The sequence below is a fragment of the Amycolatopsis sp. NPDC006131 genome, assembly GCF_040614175.1.
Taxonomy (GTDB): domain Bacteria; phylum Actinomycetota; class Actinomycetes; order Mycobacteriales; family Pseudonocardiaceae; genus Amycolatopsis_E; species Amycolatopsis_E tucumanensis.
This window is the reverse complement of sequence record NZ_JBEXTX010000030.1, coordinates 1-19,120: the sequence shown is the minus strand read 5'-3', so window position 1 is coordinate 19,120 and position 19,120 is coordinate 1. Positions and strand designations below refer to the sequence as shown.

Genomic DNA, 19,120 nt, shown 5'->3' with positions numbered 1-19,120 from the left:
TCGTCACTCCTCCGCTGCGAGTGGTCAGGGGGTGAGGATCGCCCGGCCCCGCACGCGGCCGCCGTCCAGATCGGCCAGCGCGTCGAGTGCCGCGTCCAGCGGGTACTTCTTCGTGTGCAGCGTGACCTTCCCGGCCTGCGCCAGCACCATCAGCTCCACCAGGTCGTTGTAGGTGCCGACCAGGTTGCCGATCACGTTGCGCTCGGTGGAGATGATGTCGATCGTCGGGATGTCGATGTTGCCGCCGTAGCCGATGACGAAGTGCGAGCCGCCCCGCCGGGTCATAGCGAAGGCGTCCTGCTGGGCGCCCTGCTCGGCGACGAAGTCGAGCACGACCTCGGCGCCGTTGCCGCCGGTCAGATCCAGCACCGCGTCGACCTGCTTGCCGTCGGCCAGCACCGTGTGGTCCGCGCCGAGCCCGGCCGCGAGCTCGAGCGCCTCGGCGTTGCGGTCGACGACCACCACGGTGGCCGCCGTCAGCGCGCGCAGCGACTGGATGCCGATGTGCCCCAGCCCGCCGGCGCCATTCACGACGCACACCGTGCCCGGGTACAGCTGCGGCACCGCCTTGCGCACCGCGTGGTAGGCGGTGATCCCGGCGTCCGCGAGCGCCGCGACGTCCGCGGGTTGCGTGCCGGGGTCGAGCTTGATGCACGCCCGCGCGGAGGTGAGCAGGTACTCGGCCATCCCGCCGTCGGAGTCGATGCCGGGGAAGACCGAGTTCTCGCAGTGCATGTCGTTGCCCGCGCGGCAGGCGTGGCACAGCCCGCAGGTCGGCGTCGGGTGCAGGATCACCGTGTCGCCGACCGCCACGTTGGTCACGCCCGGCCCGATCTCGTGCACCCAGCCCGCGTTCTCGTGCCCGATCGTGTAGGGCAGCGTGACGCCGGACTTCTCCGCCCACTGCTCCTCGATGATGTGCAGATCGGTCCGGCACACACCCGCGCCGCCGATCTTCACCACGACGTCGAAGGGTTCCTTGGCCCGCGGCTCCGGAACGTCCTCGATCACCGGCTGCTGGTGGTAGGCGTGCAGCCGCACCGCTTTCATCGTGCGCCCTCCTGTTCTCCGGTGTGCGGGTACCGCACGCGCAGCATGTCCCGGCAGACCCCGGAGTTGGCCTCCTGGCCTGCCCGCGTCAGCCGCGCGAATCCGAGGTGCCGCGCTGCGTCCGACGGCGGCACCGCCTCGCCGGTCTCCGGGTCGACCAGCAGCGGATCGCCGTCCCCGCACGGCAGCCCGAGTTCCCGGCGCCTGGCCCGGAGCCGTTCCAGGTCCGGGCTCGCGGGCACCTCGCCCAACGTCATCCGTGACAGCCGGTCACCGTCCACACCGGACCTGCGCAGCGCGCGGCAGACCCGGTCGGTGCCGGCGAGCACCGCCTTGCGGACGAAGGTGGCCCGCAGCTCGTCCAGCTCGTTCACCGCCTCGCCCGCGAACGAGGCGACGAACCCGGCCCGCGCCGCGACACCCCGGTTGATCGCCTCGGCCGCGAAGTGGTCGACCAGCCGGACCTCGACGCTCGTGACGCCGGGCACCGCGGAGACGGCGTCGAAGGCGTCGGCGACCATTAGGAACGCGAAGTTCGGCGCGCAGAAGTAGGTCGGCAACCGCAGTTCGACGGCCGCCCGTCCGCCGTCCACCGCGCACCGCGCGACGAACCCGAGGTCGGTGAGCGGCTCGTCCAGCTCGGGATCGCGGACGGTGCCCAGCGCCTGCCACACCGCGGCGTGGCAGGCGCGGACCTCCTCCAGCGCGGTCACGGGTTCGGCACGCCGACGGGCTCGACCACCTTCGGCGCCTCGAGCCGCAGCTCCTCGGGCACGTCGATGTCGTAGAGCCGGGCGGCGTTCAGCCCGAGGATCTTCTTCTTCTGTTCCACCGTCAGCGGCGCGAAGTCGGACAGCTCCTCGTCGGCCGGCATCTGCCAGTCGACGAACCCTTCGACCTGCCACTTCGGCTCCCAGATCGCGTAGTCCGCGCCGAAGATCAGCTTGTCCTCGCCGAGCCAGAACATCAGCTCGCCCATCACCTTCGCGAAGAACTTCGGCCGGGCGTGCATGAGCCCGCCGACGACGACCGCGAGGCCGGCGTAGACGTTGCGCTCCTGCGTGGCCATGAAGCAGAAGTCCTCGATGCGCGGCAGTCCGACGTGCTCGACGATGAAGTTGAGCCCCTGGAAGCTGGTCGCGGCGCGGTCCACATCGGACATGTCGAACGCGTCCTTGTCCAGCGGCCAGATCGTCGGGCCCTTGTGCACGTGGACGTTCCTGACGCCCAGCTCCTCGCACTTTTCCAGGTAGCGGAACGCCTCCGGGTCCTTCAGGCTCCAGCCGCGGGAGTCGCCCAGCCACTCGGCGGTGTAGAGCTTGACGCCCTTGCAGCCGTAGCGCTTGACCCGCTCCTCGAACGCCTTCATGCCCGCGTCGCCCTCACGCGGGTCGAAGTAGGTGTTGACGAGGAACTTGCCCGGGTGCTTCTCGGCCAGCGCCCCGTCGGCTTCGGTCGTGTTGAACCCGTTGCGGTACCACTGCCGCAGGTTCGTCGGCTGGAAGATCGCGACGTCGACGTGCCCGGCCTCGAACAGGTCGTGCATCATCAGTTCCTCGGAGTACTTCTGGAACCGGTCGATCGGCCAGTGGGTGTCGGCCGGGCCGAGGCCCTGGTAGGCGTGGAAGCACTCGATCCAGCCCTTGGCGTACTCCTCCTGCCCCTCGACCCAGTTCTCCGGGCTGGCGTCCCAGAAGTGGGTGTGCCCGTCGACCACGAAGTACTTCTCGCCGTCCTTTTCGTACATTCTCCTGCCCTCACTCCGTTGTGGTGGTCGGCGTCAGCGGATCGGTTTGAGGTCGAAGTCGAGGTACTCGGCCGCGTCCTCCGGGTTGGCGAACATGATCGTGCGATCGTCCAGGTGCACCATCCGGCCATAGTGGGTGGACATGCTCTCCTCGAACTCGGCGGAGTTGAACCAGCCCTCCTCCTCGCCGGCGGCCTCGTCGATCTCGCTGTAGACCACGTCCATCCGGTTCTTCGCGTCCACGCGGATCATCGACGGCAAGTGGGTGATCCGCACGTTGTCCTTGGTCCCCATCACCTCGGCCACGATCACGCCGACCTGGTTGTTCATCAAGGTGAAGCCGCACATGTTGGACGCGGTGTTGTCGGACTTGAACGGGCTCTCGGCGCGCACTTGGGTAGTCACTGGGCCAGCTCCTTCGGTGCTTGCAGACGCAGGTCGGACAGGATGCCGCCGAAGCGGCTCTTCACGCGGTCGAGTCCGTCCTCGAAGCGGGACGGTTTGGCGTCGGGCTGCGACCACAGCGGCTGCAGCGTCCTGGCCGCGGTGACGCAGCGCGGCACCCAGGTGCTCAGCCAGTCCTGCATGATCTTCGTGTTGTGCTCGGCGAACTCGCGGTCGCCGACCAGCAGCTCGAACATGGCGCGCGTGTAGCGCAGGTCGCGTTCGGCGTAGTCGTACTCCTCGGCCCCGATCAGGGTCGGGGTCACGAAGTCGCCGTTGGCCGGCGCCGCCTGCTGCACCAGGTTGCTGCGGAACAGCTCCCCCACCAGCGGTTCGAACACGATGTTGGCGGCGAAGACGGCCTCGCACCAGTCGTCGATCGCGGTCAGCTGCTCGGCGACCTCCCGTACGCCCTGCCAGGCCGGGTCGTCGTTCCACGTCGCCAGGTGCGCGGCGCCGTCGAAGCCCTCGATCTCCTCGGTGAGGGTGAGGTTGTACAGCGCCAGGTCCTGCGCGGCCCGGATCTTGTGCATGCTGTTGACCGAGATCGCGTTGTTGTGCATGTTCGTCGGGGCCCGCCGGTTGGCGTTGGCGAACAGGTACAGGCCCAGCCCGTGGTCGACGTGCATCCACGCTCCGACGTGCTGCGCCACGAACTGGGTCCAGTTGCGGTTCCACTGGTCGAAGGCGTTCGACTGCCGGGCGGCCTCGATGTTCTGGTTGAGCTGGCGCACCACGTTGGCGTTGTAGCGGTAGAGCGTGAGCTCCCACTCCTCGTTCGGGTCGCGGAACTCGTGCCAGCCCAGCGCGGGCCAGTCGTAGCCCTTGCCGCCCGAGCCCGGCCCGCGTTCCGGCACCGGCCGGTCCGAGCCCCACGCCTTGAGCACGGTCCATTCGAGCGGGTACCCACCACGCCCGTCGGCGAACGCGTACAGCCAGCCCTGCGCCAGGTAGTGCCGCGGGTCGGGCTGCACCTCGACGGTGACGTCCTCGTAGTGGCTCTGCTTCCGCTTGGCCGGGTTGAAGTAGTTGAACCGGCGCGCCCCGGAGTCCGGGAAGACCTTGGCGCCCGCTTCGGCGTCGGTGAAGACGGGCTTGGGCACGCTGCGTTCCTGCGTCGCTGTCATCGGCTTGTTCCTTCACTCGTCGCCGGTGGTGGTGAACTTGTCGTAGAAGATCCGCTTGTCCGCGACCCCGAGCGCGGGCAGCAGTTCCAGGGCCGCCTCGACCATCGGCGGCGGACCGCACACGTAGGCGTCGGCGCCGGCGAGATCCGTCTCGCGGCGGCGCACGACATCGGTGATCAGCCCGGTCTCGCCGTCCCAGTCGTCGTCGCCGGGCTCGGACAGCGCGGGCACGTAGGTGAACGCGGGCAGGGTCTGCTCCAGCTCGTGGAGCTCCGCCTCGAAGCAGAGGTCCTGCTTGCGGCGGGCGCCGTAGTAGAACGTGGTCCGGCGCGCCGCCACCTCGCCGCCGCGGGCGGCCATCGACCGCAGCAGCGACAGGATGGGCGCCATGCCGGCCCCGCCGCCGACGAACACCAGTGGCGCGCCGGGCGCGTCCCGCAGGGTGAACACCCCGAACGGCCCGGTCACCTCGAGCCGGTCACCGACCGCGACACCGGTGTCCAGGAACTGGGAGAACAGGCCGCCGGGGTAGATCTTGACCACGAACTCCAGGTGCCCGTCGGCAGGCAGGCCGGCCATGGAGAACGAGCGCGTCTGGTCCGTGCCGGGCACCGCGAAGTCCAGGTACTGGCCGGGGAAGTACTTGAGCGTGGCCGGTTCGACCAGCTTCAGCACGAGGTGGCGCATGTCGTGCGTGACCGGCTCGTTGGACACGACCTCGGCCACCGCGGTCCGGATCGGCAGTCCGGAGTGGATCATCTCCTCGTCGTAGTTGAGCAGTTCGATGGTCAGGTCCTCGTACGCGTGCGCCCGGCACAGCAGCGTGAACCCTTCCTCCTTCTCGAAGTCCGGCAGCGCGAACGTGGAGTACCTTTCGTGCTCCACGTCGTCGCCGTCGAGGATGAACGACTTGCACGAGGCGCACTGCCCCTCCTTGCAGCCGTGCATGAGCATCACGCCCTGTTCGGCGGCGGCGCGGAGGATCGTCTGGTCCTCGTCGACCTCGATCTCGATCCCCACCGGCTCGAAGCGCACCACGTGCTTGTCGCCCATCGACACCCCTTCGTGTCCCGGCGCGCGGGCCCCGGTGCGCCCGGGGCCCGCAGCGGGCGTCAGTTCGCCGGCGCCGGCCGCCCGGCCGGTCCCTGGCGGTTGTAGTCGGCGATGAAGGCCGACCGCTCGTCGTCGGTCATCTGGTTGAGCAGCACGTTGGGGCTCTGCACCTCGGGCATGCGCCGCAGGTGGTCCAGCGTCCACATCTTCTTCGGGTCGAGGTCCAGGTGCGGCTGCGCGACCATCGTCTTGCCGTCGTCGCGCACGAAGCCCATGTCGGAGACGACGTCGGCCCAGTTCCAGCCGTGGTAGAGGGTCTCCCACTCGCGGGCGCCGACCAGCTGGCCCATGTTCGGCGTCTGCCTGCCCTGGTAGACCGGGCGGAACGCCTCGGCGTCGGTCCAGCGGCACGGCTCCGAGCAGTAGGTGCGCCACTGCCCGTCCACCTTGTCGATCACGGTGTCCTCGCGGATGAGGCACGGCACCATGCACGTCCAGCACCGGTGCGGGTACACGTAGTCGACGTCCTCGGCGACGATCGGGTGGTGCCCGTTCGGCACGGACAGCCGGTTGTAGTTCTCCCACCACTTCCCGTACTTGTCGTACCAGCCGGGGTACTTGTGCTCGAACCACTCGAAGTCCTCGTCGGTCATCGGGTCGATGCGCCAGTAGTTGGCGAGCCACCCGGTGGCGAAGAACTGCGCGACCTCGTGCACGTAACCCTTGTTCCAGATGCGGTTCCAGGCCTCCTCGATCAGGTCGTGCGGGATGACCAGGCCGTACTTCTCCAGCGGCACGAGGTAGCTGCGGTAGTAGTCGTCGTAGATCCAGCGGCGCCACATCTCGGCGTAGGACTCGCGGTCCTTGCGGCGGTCCTTGGTGCCGTACTCGATGAACGTGCCGATCGCCGCGTCCACCACGGCGTGGTTGTTCCACCACGCGTAGCGCAGGTCGCGTTCGAGCAGCTGGTGGTTGCTCTCGTCGGACAGCGCCATCAGCAGCGTGGCGTAACCGTTGCTGATGTGCCGGGACTCGTCGGACTGCACCGAGTGGAAGACGGTCGGCAGCAGGTAGTCGCCGTTGGCCGCGGCCTCCGCCGGCATGGCCACGAACAGCGTGTTGGTGAACGCGGTCTCGGCGACGATCGTCAGGTAGATGCTCGCGGCGGTGATGGCGTCACCGGTGATGAAGCCTTCCGCGAACTGGCGGCCGATCGTGCCGCAGTAGTCGTTCTGGAAGTTGCGCAGGCTCGAGTTGAAGCCGGCCGGGTCGATGTAGTTGTTCATGTACAGGCGCTTGAGGTTCTGCTGGATCGTCGAGTGCCGGACCTCGTCGATCATCTGGATCGCCTGGCCGTTGTGCAGCTCGGGGTTCGGCACGGTGCGGAACAGCAGCGGCATCGCGCGCGCCGCGGAGATCTCCGGCAGCGGGATGATGCTCAGGAACAACTTCTGCCACTCCAGCCAGCGTTCCTGGACCTGGCGGAACATGTTGCCGCGGATCGCGCCGTCCTCGGCGCCGTACACGCGGTGGTCCTTCTCCTCCTGCATCGGGAAATAGGACCGCAGGACCTGCTTGAGCGGATCCTTCTTCTTCGCCTTGCGGAACGTGTAGTCCGTCCCGTACTGCGACACCGGCTCGTGGTAGGCCGGTTCCCAGGACAGTTCCTGGATCTTCTGGTGGGCTCTCGCCACACTTTGGCGGCTCATGATCACTCCTAGGTGGGCACAAGTCCTACACCGTCTATTGGAGGCCGGGCGCCCGCGCGTGCGGGTCTCAATATGAGACAGGCGGTTCAGGTTCGCCGAAGACGGATCGGCGCAGCTCGGCGAGGTGGTCGTGCACCGCGGCCTTCTGCCGGGCGTCGCCCTCGGCCTCCGGCGTGATGCCGAGGGCGCGCAGCAGTTCCGCCGCCGGGTCGCCCGGGTGCCCGTCCCCGAGGGTGGGGTGCAGGCCCTGGTCGACGAGGTGGTGGAACACGACGTTCACGACCGTCCACGGGTTGTACGTTTCCTCGGGCATGCACCCATCCCACGCCCGGCCGGCACAGGGGCGTGTCTCAATTTGAGACGCGGTGCGACCGGCCGGGCGGCTACCTTGTGACCCAGGACACAACGGCGGTGTCCGGACTACCCTGTGCGGGGCAGCGGCAGGAGGTCAGAGTGGACCACGACCGGGGCGGCGCGGTGCTCGACGACGTCAAGCTGGCGCGCACCCGGTTGCGGTTCCTGACGGCCGAAGCGGTCGAGCCCGGGCAGGTCCGCGAGGCGATCCTCGCGTCCTGGTGGCGCTCCCGCGAGTTCCAGGTGCCCGCCGACCGCATCGACCTGCCCTACAGCGGCGACCAGAACCTGGACACGCCGCTGATCCGCGGCGCGCAACCGGTGCTGGAACGGCTCGGCGACCAGCTCGACGGCCAGCCGATCAGCATGATCCTCACCGACCAGTCCGGCGTCGTGCTCACGCAGCGCACCGGCGACCACGACCTGCACCGGCACCTGCAGAGCGTGGAGCTGGCGCCCGGGTTCAGCTATGGCGAGAAGTTCGTCGGCACCAACGGGATCGGCACCGCGCTCGCCGACGGGCGGCCGACGCAGGTGTTCGGGCACGAGCACTACGCGGAGAACCTGGAGAACCTGGCGTGCGCGGGCGTGCCGATCCAGCACCCGATCTCCGGCAAGACGATCGGCGCCGTGGACCTGACCTGCTGGCGCAAGGACGCCGGCGGGCTGCTCGTCGCGCTCGCCAGGTCGACCGCCGAGCAGATCCGGCAGGCGCTGCTCACCCACAGCACCATGCGCGAGCTGGTGCTGTTCCAGACCTACCTGCAGGCCTGCCGCCGCACCACCGGGATCGTGATCGCGTTCAACGACGACGTGGTGATGATGAACGACGCCGCCCGCCAGCTCCTCGACCCGGCCGACCAGTCGCTCGTGCTCGGGCACGCCAAGCAGGCGCTGTCCGCGGCCCGGCGCGCCACCGAGACGATCGTGTTGTCCAGCGGCGGCAAGGTGCGGATGTACTGCCGTCGTGTGGCGGGCGAGCGGACCGGCGAGATCGCCGGCGGGGTGCTGTCGGTGCAGCTGGTCGACACCGACGACGGGGGCGCGGGCGTCACGCTGCCCGCCGTGCCGATGTTCCTGCCCGGCGTGGCAGGGTCGGCGCCGACGTGGTCGCGCAGCTGCCACGCCGTCGACAGCAGCTTCGTCCGCGGCGAGTGGCTGGTGCTGGCAGGCGAGCCCGGGGTCGGGAAGCACACGCTGGCGCAGGGCGTGCACCGGCGGCGCAACCCGGCCGGGCGGCTGCACACGCTCGACGCGGCCGAGGCCGGACCGGGCTGGGCCGGGGACGTGCGGCACGAGCTGCTCGACGACCCGGTGGACACGCTGGTGATCCGGCATGCCGACCGGCTGGGCGACGAGGACGTGCGCGCGCTGGTCGCGGTGCTGCGGCAGGTGCCGCGGCCGGACGGGCCGTGGGTGGCGCTGACGCTGACGCCGGAGGCCGAGAGCAGCCCGCGGCTGGCGGAGCTGCTCGCGTTCTTCCCGCGGACGGTCGGGGTGCCGTCGCTGCGGCGGCACGTGGAGGACCTGGCCGAGCTGGTGCCGCTGTTCCTCAGCAAGCTGTCGCACGGCGGGCAGATCACGTGCTCACCGGAGGCGATGCACCTGTTGATGCGGGCGTCATGGCCGGGCAACACGGCGCAGCTGCACCAGGTGCTGCGGGAAATCACCCAGCGGCGCCGCACTGGGACCATCCGGCCGAACGACCTGCCGGCCGAGTACCACACCATCACGCGGCGTCCGCTGAACCGGTTCGAGGCCGTCGAACGCGACGCGATCGTGCGCAGCCTGGAGGACGCGGGCGGCAACAAGGCCCGCGCGGCGCAACTGCTGGGCATCTCCCGCGCGACGATCTACCGGAAGATCCACGAGTACGGGATCGTCACGCCGGTGCACTGACGCCGGCGCGGTGGGTTTGCCGTTCTGGGCGGTGTGTTTGCTGTCTGGGTGGTGTGTTGGCGTTCCGGGTGCGGGCCAGCCACCCGGCACCAAGGCGCCCACTCCGGGCGCCTTGTTCACCACGCAGCCGTGTTCTCTCCCCAGGCGACGTCACGCGGTGCGCAGGCTCCGCGCCCACTCGGCGAGATCCGTGACCGTCCAATCCGGACTCGCGTGTGCGGGCAGCGGGCGGCGGCCGTCGCGGGTGACGAAGGCCGTGCGCATTCCCGCGGCCTGCGCGCCGGCGATGTCCCAGTCGTGCGCGGCGACCATCACCGGCGGCTCGCCGGCGTGTTCGACCAGCGCGTAGGCCGCCGGGGACGGCTTGAGCGCGCCCGCCGCCTCGGCCGAGTAGATCGCGTCGAAACCGAGGTCCGCGAGTTGCGCCTCGATCACCGCCTGCGGCGAGTTCCCCAGCGCCACCAGCCGGTGCCCCTGGTCGCGCAGCTCGGCCAGCGCGGGCTCCACATCGGGGTGCGGCGGCAGGGATCGCAGCGTCGCGGCCAGCCGTGGCACGTCCGCGTCGGGCGCGACGGCGCGTGCGCAGGCTCCGGCGAGCTGCGCGAAGTCCTGGTACCGGCCGCTCGCGGTGACCACCAGCGCGGTGTGGATGAGCAGGTCGAACCACCGCGTGCGGACCTCCTCGCCGCCGAGGACGTCGTCCAGCGGCGCGAGGTCGAGCAGGGTTTCGTTGATGTCGAAGACCATGAGCATGACCGGCAAGGTACTATCACCTTCGTACCTACGACAAGGGGACGCGATGGACCTCGATCTCGGCACCGTGCTGTCGGCGCTGGCCGACCGGCACCGGCGCGGGGTGGTCGTCGACCTGCTGGACCGGCCGGACGGCGAGCACGCGTGCGCCTCGTTCGACCTGCCCGTCGCCAAGTCGACCCGCACCTACCACTGGCGGGTGCTGCGGCAGGCCGGGCTGATCCACCAGCGCGACGCGGGCAACGGCAGCTTCGTGCGCCTGCGCCGGGACGAGATCCACCAGCGGTTCCCCGGCCTGCTGGACTCCATCCGGCAGGCCCACCACGACGAAAGGCGATCCGAGTGACCTCCTCCACCGCCGACCTGGTCGACGAGCACGGCGACAAGCTCCGGGTGTGCGACACGCAGTTCCGCCAGTTCGGCGGGCAGCGGGTGTTCTCCGGCCGGGTCCGGACCGTCTCGTGCTACCAGGACAACGGCCTGGTCAAGCAGGTGCTCGCCACGCCGGGCGAGGGCGCGGTGCTGGTGGTCGACGGGCGCGGCTCGCTGCACACCGCGCTCACCGGCGACCTCATCGCGGGCTCGGCGGTGGAGAACGGCTGGGCCGGCCTGGTGATCAACGGCGCGGTGCGGGACAGCGCGGTGCTCGCCGGGCTGCCGATCGGCATCAAGGCGCTGGGCACCAACCCGCGCAAGAGCAGCAAGGCGGGCAACGGCGCGGTCGACGTGCCGGTCGGCTTCGGCGGGGTCACCTTCCACCCCGGCGACATGCTCTACGCCGACGACGACGGCATCGTGCTGCTGGAGAGCTGAGCGTGGGGGCGGGCCGGCCGGCCCGCCCCTCTGGCTCAACGACCGGCGGACACCAGCGCCCGCTCGGTCAGCACGCGCGCCAGGTGCTGCCGGTACTCGGCCGTCGCGTGGGCCTCGTCGGCCGGGGAGGTGCCCTCCGCGGCCAGCGCGGCGGCCTCGGCGGCGGACGCGCCGTCGGCCAGGGCCGCCTCGGTCGCCGTGGCGCGCAGCGGGGTGCCGCCCATGTTGATCAGCGACACGGCGCTCCCGGCGACGACGACCCCGACGATCGCCCAGTCGATCGACCGCCGCGTGAACTTTTCGAACGCCCACCCGGCGCCGTTCTGCACCGGGATCCGCACCTCGGTCAGCAGCTCCTCCGGCGCGAGCGGCGTCTCGAACGGCCCCTGGAAGAACTCGGCCGCCGGAATCCGCCGCTCGCCGTCCGGGCCGCGCGCGACCAGCACCCCGTCCACGGCGAGGACCGCCGCGGGCAGGTCGGCCGCCGGGTCGGCGTGGACCAGCGAGCCGCCGATCGTGCCGCGGTGGCGCACCTGCTGGTCCCCCACCTCACCCGCGACGTGCGCGAGCAGCGGCGCCTGCTCGGCAAGCACCGGGTCGTGGTGCAGGTCGTGGTAGCGCGACATCGCGCCGATCGCGATCTCGCCGCCCTCGGCCCGCACGTACCGCAGCTCGTCGAGCGGGCCGATGTCGACGACCACCTCGGGCGCGGCGAAGCGCAGTTTCATCAGCGGCAGCAGGGACTGCCCGCCCGCCAGCAGCTTGGCGTCGTCACCGTGCTCGGCGACCACCGCGAGCGCCTCGTCCACAGAGGACACCCGCCGGTAGGTGAACTGGGCCGGGATCACCGCTGGACCTCCTGCCCGGACGCGTTCATCACCGCGTTGACGATGTTGTGGTAACCCGTGCAGCGGCACAGGTTCCCCTCCAGCCCCGCACGCACCTCCTGGCGCGTCGGCTTCGGGTTGTGGTCCAGCAGCGACACCGACGCCATGATCATCCCGGGCGTGCAGAAACCGCACTGTAGGCCGTGTTCCTCGCGGAACGCGCGCTGCACCGGGTGCAGGTCGCCGCCGTCGCCGTGCAGGCCCTCCAGCGTGGTGACCGAGTGCCCGTCGGCCTGCGCGGCCAGCACGGTGCACGACTTCACGGACTCGCCGTCGAGCAGCACCGTGCACGCGCCGCAGGAGGTGGTGTCGCATCCGATGTTCGTCGCCGTCAGCCCGGCCTGCTCGCGCACGAAGTGGACCAGGAGGGTGCGGTCCTCGACCTCCTCGGAGACCGTCGTGCCGTTGATCTCGATCGAGACCTTCACTTCAGTTCGCCTTCCTCGCGTCGGTGAGAGCCTGCCAGACCCGCAGCGGGGTGGTGGGCATGTCGAGATGGCGCACGCCCAGGTGGGACAGCGCGTCGACCACCGCGTTGTGCACCGCGGGGGTCGCGCCGATCGTCGCGGCTTCGCCGATCCCCTTGACGCCCAGCAGGTTCCGCGTCGTGGGCGTCTCGGAGTCGACCAGCTCGAAGTCGGGCAGCTCGGTCGCGGTGATGAACGAGTAGTCGGCCAGCGTGGCGGTGGTCGGGTTGCCGTCGGCGTCGTAGTTCATGACCTCCAGCAGCGCCTGCGCCGCGCCCTGGCCGAGCCCGCCGTGCCGCTGGCCCTGGAAGGCGAGCGGGTTGACGATCGGGCCCGCGTCGTCGCACGCGATGATCCGCTTCAGCTCGACCTTCCCGGTGAGCGTGTCGACCTCGACGACGGCGAGGTGCGCGCCGAACGGGAACGTCGGGGCGCCGTCGCCGAACCACACGTCGGCGGTCAGGTCGGCCTGCTCGGCCACCTGCGCCCAGGTCACCGAACCGCTCGCGGGCGCGCCGCGCACCTGGAAGGCGCCGTCGGCGAGCTCGATGTCGTCCGGGCTGGCCTCCAGCCGGTCGGCCGCGAGCGCGCGGGCCTGCTCGATGACCTGGTCGGCGGCCTGGCGCAGCGCGGATCCGCCCAGCTGCAGCGATCGCGACCCGAAGGTGCCGATGGCCCGCGGCACCTCGTCGGTGTCGCCGTGCCGGATGCTGATCTTCTCGATGGGCACGCCGAGCTGGTCGGACAGCAGCATCGCCAGCGTGGTGTCCAGGCCCTGGCCGTGCGGCGAGGCGCCGGTCCACGCGGTGACCGAGCCGTCCGGGTTGATGTGCACCTTGCCCGCCTCGCCCGCGCGGTCGTTGCCGGTGACCTCGACGTAGGCGGACAGGCCGAGCCCGAGCACGATCGGGTCGCCCGCCTCGCGGCGGCGGGCCTGCTCGGCGCGCAGCTGCTCGTACCCGCCGGCTTCGAGGACCTTGTCCAGGACCTTCGCGTACTCGCCGGTGTCGTAGTTCGCGCCGGTCGGCGACTGGTACGGGAACTCGTCCGGGCGGATGAAGTTCACCCGGCGCACCTCCGCCGGGTCCATGCCGATCTCGGCGGCGAACAGGTCCATGGCGCGCTCGATGGCGGCCGCCGCCTCGGGCCGCCCGGCGCCGCGGTACGCCGCGATCGGCGTGGTGTTGGTGACGACGGCCCGGCTGCCCGTCTCCACCTTCGGGAAGTGGTAGACGCCGGTGCCCATCAGCTCGGTCAGCGTGGGCAGGAACATCGTGCGCGGGTAGGCGCCCGCGTCCTGCACGACCTCCAGCCGGAACGCGAGCACGGTGCCGTCGCGGCGGCCGCCGATGGTGACGGTGTTCTGCTGTGCCCGGCCGTGCGTCATCGCGACCAGGTTCTCGCTGCGGGTCTCCACCCAGCGGATCGGACGGCCGGCCCGCTTCGAGGCCCAGCCCAGCACGACGGACTCGGGGTCGGTGCCGATCTTCGCGCCGAACCCGCCGCCGACGTCCGGCGTGATGACCCGGACGTTCGCCGACTCGACGCCGAGGCCCTTCGCGACGGTGGAGCGGGAGATCTGCGCGTTCTGCGTGGACAGCCACAACGTCAGGCGGCCGTCCTCGCCCCACGCGCAAGCCGCGCCGCGCACCTCCAGCGGCGCCGGGGCGACGCGCTGGTTGAGGATCGTCTCGGTGACCACGACCTCGCACTCGTCGAAGGCCTTGTCGTCGAACTCGCCGCCGGTGGTCTGCAGCAGGTTCGTGCCCTGGTCCGGGAACAACACGGTCTCGTCGCTGAGCGCGCTGTCGATGCTCGCCACGACGTCCAGCGGGTCGTAGTCGATGTCGACGAGTTCGGCGGCGTCCGCGAGCTGGTAGCGCTCCTCGGTGAGCACGAGCGCGACGGGCTCGCCGACGTGGCGGACCACGCCGTCGGCGAGCCACGGTTCGACGACCGGGCCCGCCTTGTGCGGGGCGAGATCGATGTCGGCGGCCGTGTAGACCGCGACGACCCCGGGCGCCTCCAGCGCGGCCGAGGTGTCGATCGAGGCGATGCGGGCGTGCGCGATCGGGCTGCGCACGAACATCGCGTGCACCGCGCCGGTCAGCGCCTCCACCCGTAGATCCTCGACGTAGGTCCCGCCCTGCGTGATCAGCTGCTGGTCCTCGATGCGGACCACCCTGGTGCCGACGATGCTCAAAACTGGCCTCCCACTACGGATACTTCGCGATCATGCCTCCTGGCGCGGCGGAAGTCACCCTCGGGTTCGCCCCGCGGAAGACGGCGCTGGCAGAATTTTGCCGAACACGTGCGGTTCTGCCACTCGTGCCGGGGGCGCGGCTGGAGCACGCTCCAGGTGTGGGAAAGCTGAGCCGAATCTTCGCCGGGCTACGGGAGTTCGCTGCCACGCAGATCGAGCTCACCGAGCGCCGGGACCTGGAAAACCGGCCGTGGGAAGAGGAGTTCCTGCACTGGTCCGCCGACGGGCACCTGCACGGAGCCGTCGTGCCGCCACGCGGGCGCCACAGCACGTCCCGCTCCGGCTGGTGCCCCGGGCTCCACCGCGCTACCGCAGGCCCGCCAGCGACTCCGCGCGGAACTCCGCGGGGGTGCGGCCCGTCTCGCGCTTGAAGACCTGGCCGAAGTGGGACGCGCCCTTGAACCCCCAGCGCGCGGCGATCGCGGCGACCGGCGTCGCGGCCAGCCGCGGGTCGGCCAGGTCGCGGCGGCAGCACTCGACACGGCGGGCGCGGATCCACGACGACACCGTGAACCCGGTGCCCGCGAACAGGTTGTGCAGGTGCCGGGGCGAGATGTAGTGCGCGGCGGCGACCGCGTTCGGGCCCAGGGCCGGGTCGCCCAGGTGCGCGTCGATCCACTCGCGCACCTGCTCCAGCAGCACCTCGCGCCGTCCGGGCAGCAAGCGCGTGCCGTGCAGCATCACGGTCACCAGGTCCATCACCGTGCGCACCGCGCGCGGGCCGTGCGGGCCCAGGGACTCCACGTTCCGGTTGAGGCTGAGCAGCATGCCCCACACGGTCGACGGCAGCCCGGGCTCGCACTCGAAGGCGGTCGCGGTGATCCCGGGCGGCGGCGCGGGCAGGTACCGCTTGGGGAACCGGATGCAGGTGGAGCGGTAGTCGTCGCTGGAGACGATCGCGGCGGGCTTCGCGGAGTCGTAGATGGCGAACTGCCCCGGCTTCAGGACCGCGGTCCGCCCGTCCTGCGCCAGGCGCAACTGCCCGGACAGCTGCAGGGTCATCACGTAGAAGTCCTGCTCGTCCGGCGAGATCGTGGCCGCGTCCCGGTAGGCGGCGTGCCGCCCGCTCTCCATGTCGACGAAGTTGACGTCGGCGAGCGGGCGGTTGCGGACGATGCCGGCGAACGCGCGCGGGCGCTCGCAGTCGAAGTGGAACCGCAGCACGCTGCGCTCCACCTGGTGCGTCCACGAGCCGAACTCGACCTTCGGCCCGGAGGCCGGGGGCGCCACGGCCACCACGTCCGCGAGTGACGTCATCGTCATCCCCACCGGTTGTGCGCGCATTCGACAGCGGTGTGCGCCCATCGTTCATGACGGGCGCCGTCCGCCGAATCTACCGTTGCGACACCACCGCGGAAAACCTCAGTGTGGAGGCGTTTCATGGCGTTCGTCGAAGGTTCCCACCACGTCACGTTGTCCGTCGCGGGCGCTCAGGAGGACGTGGACTTCCACGTCAAGGTGCTGGGCATGCGCCTGATCAAGCGCACCGTGCTGTTCGACGGCTCCCTGCCGATCTACCACCTCTACTACTCCAACGCCACGGGCGACCCCAGCAGTGTGGTCACCACGTTCCCGTGGGCGCAGGCCGGGTTCTACGGCAAACGCGGCACGAACCAGGCGCGCGAGGTGCTGCTGTCGGTGCCGCACGATTCACTGGACTTCTGGCACCGGCGCCTGACCGAGCACGACGTCGAGGTGGACAACGTCGAGGTGTTCGGGCAGCGGCGGCTCGCGTTCCGGCACCCGTCCGGCATCGAGTACGTCTTCGTCGGCAACACCGGTGACGACCGCGTCGGGCACGCGGGCTACGGCGTGCCGCCTGAATGCGCGATCCACGGGATCCACGGCGTGGGCATCCACGTCGCGACGCCGGACCGGATGGTCGAGTTCGCCGAGGAATCGTTCTTCTCCCAGGGCCGTCTCGCCGAGGAGGGCGACCGCGCGGCGCTGCAGATCGGCAACGCCAAGTACGGCAACCACCTCGAGCTGACGGTCAACCGCACCGACGACCAGGGCACCTGGGGCTACGGCGCGGGCACCTACCACCACTTCGCGTGGAACGTCGGCAACCTGCGCAACCAGGACGAGGTCAAGTTCGACATCGAAGGCCGCGGCTACACCGACATCTCGGAGCTGAAGGACCGCAAGTACTTCAAGAGCGTGTACGTCCGCACGCCCGGCGGCGCGTTGTTCGAGCTGGCCGTGACTCACCCCGAAGGCGGCTGGACGTGCGACGAGTCGCCGAAGGAGCTGGGCACGCGGTTCCAGCTGCCCGAGCAGTTCGAGCACCGCCGCGAGGAGATCCTCGCCCGGCTCGAGCCGATCGAGATCTGACGTGACCGCACCACATGTGGCCGGCGGCCACGAGATCACCGTGCGGCGCGGGCAGTTATGGATCCCGGGCGAGCGGGTGGCGGCCGGCGGCGTGACCGTGCAGCGGGCGCCGATGTTCGTGCAGTGGGAGGCGCCGCCGGAGGTGACCCGGCCGTACCCACTGGTGCTGGTGCACGGCGGCGGCGGGCAGGGCACCGACTGGACCGGCACCCCGGACGGGCGGCCGGGCTGGGCGACGCGCTTCGTGGAGGCCGGGTTCGCCGTGTACGTGGTGGACCGGTGCGGCCACGGGCGTTCGCCGTACCACCCGGACGTGGTGGCGCCGATGGGCGCGCCGTTCCCGTACGAGGCGGCGCGGGCGTTGTTCCTGCCCGAGGAGCGGCGCGGCGAGCAGGTCCAGTGGACCTACGGCGAGGCGGAGGTCGACCAACTGCTGTGCCCGATGGGCCCGTTGCCCGCGGACCTGGCGGAGTCGCAGCGGATGGACGCCGACCGGCTGGGCCGGTTGCTGGACCTCACCGGTCCCGCGGTGCTGGTGACCCACTCCGCGGGCGGTCCGGTCGGGTGGCTCGCGGCTGACGCGCGACCGGATGCGGTGGTGGCGATCGTGGCGGTCGAACCGGTCGGCCCGGCTTTCGGCGAGATCCCCGGGATGGGTTCGCTGGACTGGGGGCTGACCTCGGCGCCGATCACCTACGACCCGCTGGTTTCCGACCCGGCCGAGGTGCGAGCGGGAATGCCGATCCCGGCGCTGGCGGGCAAACCCGTCGTGGTCGTCACCGGTGGCGCGTCGGCGTTCGCGGACTTCGCGCCGCAGGTAGTGGACTTCCTGCGCGACGCGGGCGCTCTCGCCGTGCGGCTGCACCTGCCCGACCACGGCGTCAAGGGCAACGGGCACGGACTGATCTTCGAAGCCAATTCCGACGAGACGGTGCGGCCGGTCATCGACTGGATCCGCGGACTGGAGGGGACGGACGCATGAGCCTGCACGTCAGCGACGAGTTCGACGGGTTGATGGCGCGCCTGGACGAGGCCGCGCCGGTGCTCGCCGCGAACGCCGAGAAGGGCGAGGAACTGGGGCGGCTCACCGACGAGGTCGCGCAGGTGCTGCACGAGACGGGGGCGCTGAAGATCGGCATCCCGCGGGACCTGGGCGGGTACGAGTTCTCGCCGCGACAGGTCATCGAGACGATCGCGAAGATCGCCTACTCGGACGCCTCCGCCGGGTGGTCGTTCATGGCGTTGCAGATGGTCACCGGCACCACGGCCGCCTACCTCGGTGACGAGGCCGCGGCGGAGTTGTTCCCGGACGTGCCGGGCAACCGGTACGCGCTGATGGCGGGGCAGGGCACGCGGCTGGGCGCCGCGCGGCGCGTCGACGGCGGGTACGTGATCAACGGGCAGTGGAGCTTCGCGTCCGGGATCTCGATGGCCAGCCACATCCACACGGCGGCGCTGTGCGAGGAGACGGGGCAGGCGCTGATCTTCACGTTCCCCAAGGAGCAGGCGACGCTCGTCGACAACTGGGACGTGATGGGCCTGAAGGCGACCAGCAGCATCGACTACGTGTGCGAGGACGTGTTCGTGCCGTCGACGCACGTGTACGAGATCACCACGATGGCGGCCCGGCACGGCGGCGCGATCTACCGGATGGGGCTGGCGAACATGGCCGGCGTGTGCCACACCGGCTGGGCGCTCGGGGTGGGGCGCCGGATGCTCGACGAGATGCGGGCGCTGGCCGCGCGGAAGTCCGGGACGCCGGGCGCGTCGGTCGACACCGGGCAGTTCCACGCGGAGTACGCGCAGGCAGAGGCGGCGCTGCGCTCGGCACGGGCGTGGGCGATGGAGGTGTGGGAGGCCAACGAGGCGACGCTGGACGGTGGTTCGCTGCTGACCACGGAGCAGGAGACGCTCACCCGGCTGATGCTGAACAACACGACGTGGTCGGTGCACGCGGCGGGCCAGACGGTGTACAAGTGGGCGGCCACGGCAGCGCTGCGCAGGGGCGACCTGCAGCGCTTCTTCAGGGACCTCCACGCGGGGACGCAGCACATCACGTCGGGCCCGGTCGTGCTGCAGAACTGCGGCCGCTGGATGGCCGGCCTGGCGCCGGAGGCGCACTGGGAGTTCCTGGAACTGAAGGGCTGAGGGCAGCGCGACAGCGCGACAGCGCGACAGCGCGACAGCGCGACAGCGCGACAGCGCGACAGCGCGACAGCG

19 protein-coding genes are annotated in these 19,120 nt (G+C 70.7%); 6 read left to right on the top strand and 13 right to left on the bottom strand.

Annotated elements, in window-relative coordinates:
- Positions 1 to 24: 24 nt before the first annotated feature.
- From ABZ215_RS17730 to ABZ215_RS17695, 8 genes are all read right to left on the bottom strand, one after another.
- Positions 25 to 1,050 (bottom strand): NAD(P)-dependent alcohol dehydrogenase, encoded by a 1,026-nt coding sequence (locus ABZ215_RS17730; RefSeq protein ID WP_354950303.1) that lies wholly within the window; start codon positions 1,048 to 1,050, stop codon positions 25 to 27.
- Positions 1,047 to 1,763: an iron-sulfur cluster assembly protein gene (locus ABZ215_RS17725; protein WP_354950302.1), complete on the bottom strand. Its 717-nt coding sequence runs from the start codon at positions 1,761 to 1,763 to the stop codon at positions 1,047 to 1,049. The genes ABZ215_RS17730 and ABZ215_RS17725 overlap by 4 nt, the downstream gene beginning before the upstream one ends.
- The gene (locus ABZ215_RS17720; RefSeq protein ID WP_237337200.1) at positions 1,760 to 2,797 is read right to left on the bottom strand and encodes an amidohydrolase family protein; all 1,038 of its coding nucleotides are present in this window, start codon (positions 2,795 to 2,797) and stop codon (positions 1,760 to 1,762) included. Before ABZ215_RS17720 ends, ABZ215_RS17725 begins: the two co-directional genes overlap by 4 nt.
- A 33-nt stretch (positions 2,798 to 2,830) precedes the next feature.
- Positions 2,831 to 3,190 carry a propane 2-monooxygenase effector subunit MimD gene (gene mimD, locus ABZ215_RS17715; protein WP_020422707.1) on the bottom strand — a complete coding sequence of 120 codons (360 nt, stop codon included), beginning with the start codon at positions 3,188 to 3,190 and terminating at the stop codon, positions 2,831 to 2,833.
- Positions 3,191 to 3,198: 8 nt separating this feature from the next.
- Positions 3,199 to 4,368, bottom strand: coding sequence for a toluene hydroxylase (locus tag ABZ215_RS17710; RefSeq protein WP_237337201.1), 1,170 nt, complete (start codon positions 4,366 to 4,368; stop codon positions 3,199 to 3,201).
- Between the two features lie 12 nt (positions 4,369 to 4,380).
- Complete coding sequence (locus ABZ215_RS17705; protein WP_354950301.1) at positions 4,381 to 5,421, bottom strand: 2Fe-2S iron-sulfur cluster binding domain-containing protein; 1,041 nt, start codon at positions 5,419 to 5,421, stop codon at positions 4,381 to 4,383.
- A gap of 59 nt (positions 5,422 to 5,480) precedes the next feature.
- Complete coding sequence (locus tag ABZ215_RS17700; protein ID WP_345074680.1) at positions 5,481 to 7,130, bottom strand: methane monooxygenase; 1,650 nt, start codon at positions 7,128 to 7,130, stop codon at positions 5,481 to 5,483.
- A 67-nt stretch (positions 7,131 to 7,197) separates the two neighbouring features.
- Positions 7,198 to 7,443, bottom strand: coding sequence for a hypothetical protein (locus tag ABZ215_RS17695; RefSeq protein WP_020422711.1), 246 nt, complete (start codon positions 7,441 to 7,443; stop codon positions 7,198 to 7,200).
- Positions 7,444 to 7,583: 140 nt separating this feature from the next.
- Here ABZ215_RS17695 and ABZ215_RS17690 point away from each other — a divergent pair, with 140 nt between their 5' ends.
- The gene (locus tag ABZ215_RS17690) at positions 7,584 to 9,383 is read left to right on the top strand and encodes a helix-turn-helix domain-containing protein (protein WP_354950300.1); all 1,800 of its coding nucleotides are present in this window, start codon (positions 7,584 to 7,586) and stop codon (positions 9,381 to 9,383) included.
- A gap of 150 nt (positions 9,384 to 9,533) precedes the next feature.
- Here ABZ215_RS17690 and ABZ215_RS17685 read toward each other — a convergent pair whose 3' ends face one another.
- Entirely contained in the window at positions 9,534 to 10,136 is a 603-nt protein-coding gene (locus ABZ215_RS17685; protein WP_020422713.1) for an HAD family hydrolase, read from the bottom strand.
- A gap of 46 nt (positions 10,137 to 10,182) precedes the next feature.
- Between ABZ215_RS17685 and ABZ215_RS17680 the strand changes: the two genes are divergently transcribed.
- Both ABZ215_RS17680 and rraA read left to right on the top strand, forming a co-directional pair.
- A complete protein-coding gene (locus tag ABZ215_RS17680; protein WP_354950342.1) occupies positions 10,183 to 10,482 on the top strand; it encodes a helix-turn-helix transcriptional regulator in 300 nt (99 codons plus the stop codon).
- Positions 10,473 to 10,949 (top strand): ribonuclease E activity regulator RraA, encoded by a 477-nt coding sequence (rraA, locus tag ABZ215_RS17675; RefSeq protein ID WP_157358820.1) that lies wholly within the window; start codon positions 10,473 to 10,475, stop codon positions 10,947 to 10,949. Before ABZ215_RS17680 ends, rraA begins: the two co-directional genes overlap by 10 nt.
- Before the next feature lie 35 nt (positions 10,950 to 10,984).
- On the opposite strand, the gene ABZ215_RS17670 is transcribed toward rraA, so the two are convergent.
- The 4 genes from ABZ215_RS17670 to ABZ215_RS17655 form a co-directional block, all read right to left on the bottom strand.
- Positions 10,985 to 11,797, bottom strand: coding sequence for an FAD binding domain-containing protein (locus ABZ215_RS17670; RefSeq protein WP_354950299.1), 813 nt, complete (start codon positions 11,795 to 11,797; stop codon positions 10,985 to 10,987).
- A complete protein-coding gene (locus ABZ215_RS17665; protein ID WP_237340276.1) occupies positions 11,794 to 12,264 on the bottom strand; it encodes a (2Fe-2S)-binding protein in 471 nt (156 codons plus the stop codon). The genes ABZ215_RS17670 and ABZ215_RS17665 overlap by 4 nt, the downstream gene beginning before the upstream one ends.
- Position 12,265: 1 nt before the next feature.
- On the bottom strand, positions 12,266 to 14,506 hold the full coding sequence (locus ABZ215_RS17660) for a xanthine dehydrogenase family protein molybdopterin-binding subunit (RefSeq protein WP_354950298.1): 2,241 nt from the start codon (positions 14,504 to 14,506) through the stop codon (positions 12,266 to 12,268).
- A 366-nt stretch (positions 14,507 to 14,872) separates the two neighbouring features.
- Positions 14,873 to 15,823: a helix-turn-helix domain-containing protein gene (locus ABZ215_RS17655; RefSeq protein WP_354714473.1), complete on the bottom strand. Its 951-nt coding sequence runs from the start codon at positions 15,821 to 15,823 to the stop codon at positions 14,873 to 14,875.
- 123 nt (positions 15,824 to 15,946) lie between these two features.
- On the opposite strand from ABZ215_RS17655, the gene ABZ215_RS17650 reads away from it, so the two are divergent.
- Genes ABZ215_RS17650 through ABZ215_RS17640 form a run of 3 tightly spaced genes read left to right on the top strand, consistent with a single transcriptional unit; the run spans position 15,947 to position 19,048 of the window.
- Positions 15,947 to 16,900, top strand: a complete 954-nt coding sequence (locus tag ABZ215_RS17650) for a VOC family protein (RefSeq protein ID WP_354950297.1) — start codon at positions 15,947 to 15,949, stop codon at positions 16,898 to 16,900.
- Between the two features lies 1 nt (position 16,901).
- Positions 16,902 to 17,882: an alpha/beta fold hydrolase gene (locus tag ABZ215_RS17645; RefSeq protein ID WP_354950296.1), complete on the top strand. Its 981-nt coding sequence runs from the start codon at positions 16,902 to 16,904 to the stop codon at positions 17,880 to 17,882.
- Complete coding sequence (locus ABZ215_RS17640) at positions 17,879 to 19,048, top strand: acyl-CoA dehydrogenase (protein ID WP_020422721.1); 1,170 nt, start codon at positions 17,879 to 17,881, stop codon at positions 19,046 to 19,048. Before ABZ215_RS17645 ends, ABZ215_RS17640 begins: the two co-directional genes overlap by 4 nt.
- The last annotated feature ends 72 nt before the right edge of the window (positions 19,049 to 19,120 follow it).

Coding starts and splice junctions, on each gene's coding strand:
- ABZ215_RS17705 (WP_354950301.1), bottom strand. CDS start 5,421: ATGGGCGACAAGCACGTGGTGCGCTTCGAGCCGGTGGGGATCGAGATC.
- ABZ215_RS17700 (WP_345074680.1), bottom strand. CDS start 7,130: ATGAGCCGCCAAAGTGTGGCGAGAGCCCACCAGAAGATCCAGGAACTG.
- ABZ215_RS17685 (WP_020422713.1), bottom strand. CDS start 10,136: ATGCTCATGGTCTTCGACATCAACGAAACCCTGCTCGACCTCGCGCCG.
- ABZ215_RS17655 (WP_354714473.1), bottom strand. CDS start 15,823: ATGACGTCACTCGCGGACGTGGTGGCCGTGGCGCCCCCGGCCTCCGGG.
- ABZ215_RS17650 (WP_354950297.1), top strand. CDS start 15,947: ATGGCGTTCGTCGAAGGTTCCCACCACGTCACGTTGTCCGTCGCGGGC.
- ABZ215_RS17695 (WP_020422711.1), bottom strand. CDS start 7,443: ATGCCCGAGGAAACGTACAACCCGTGGACGGTCGTGAACGTCGTGTTC.
- ABZ215_RS17680 (WP_354950342.1), top strand. CDS start 10,183: ATGGACCTCGATCTCGGCACCGTGCTGTCGGCGCTGGCCGACCGGCAC.
- ABZ215_RS17720 (WP_237337200.1), bottom strand. CDS start 2,797: ATGTACGAAAAGGACGGCGAGAAGTACTTCGTGGTCGACGGGCACACC.
- ABZ215_RS17730 (WP_354950303.1), bottom strand. CDS start 1,050: ATGAAAGCGGTGCGGCTGCACGCCTACCACCAGCAGCCGGTGATCGAG.
- ABZ215_RS17710 (WP_237337201.1), bottom strand. CDS start 4,368: ATGACAGCGACGCAGGAACGCAGCGTGCCCAAGCCCGTCTTCACCGAC.
- ABZ215_RS17640 (WP_020422721.1), top strand. CDS start 17,879: ATGAGCCTGCACGTCAGCGACGAGTTCGACGGGTTGATGGCGCGCCTG.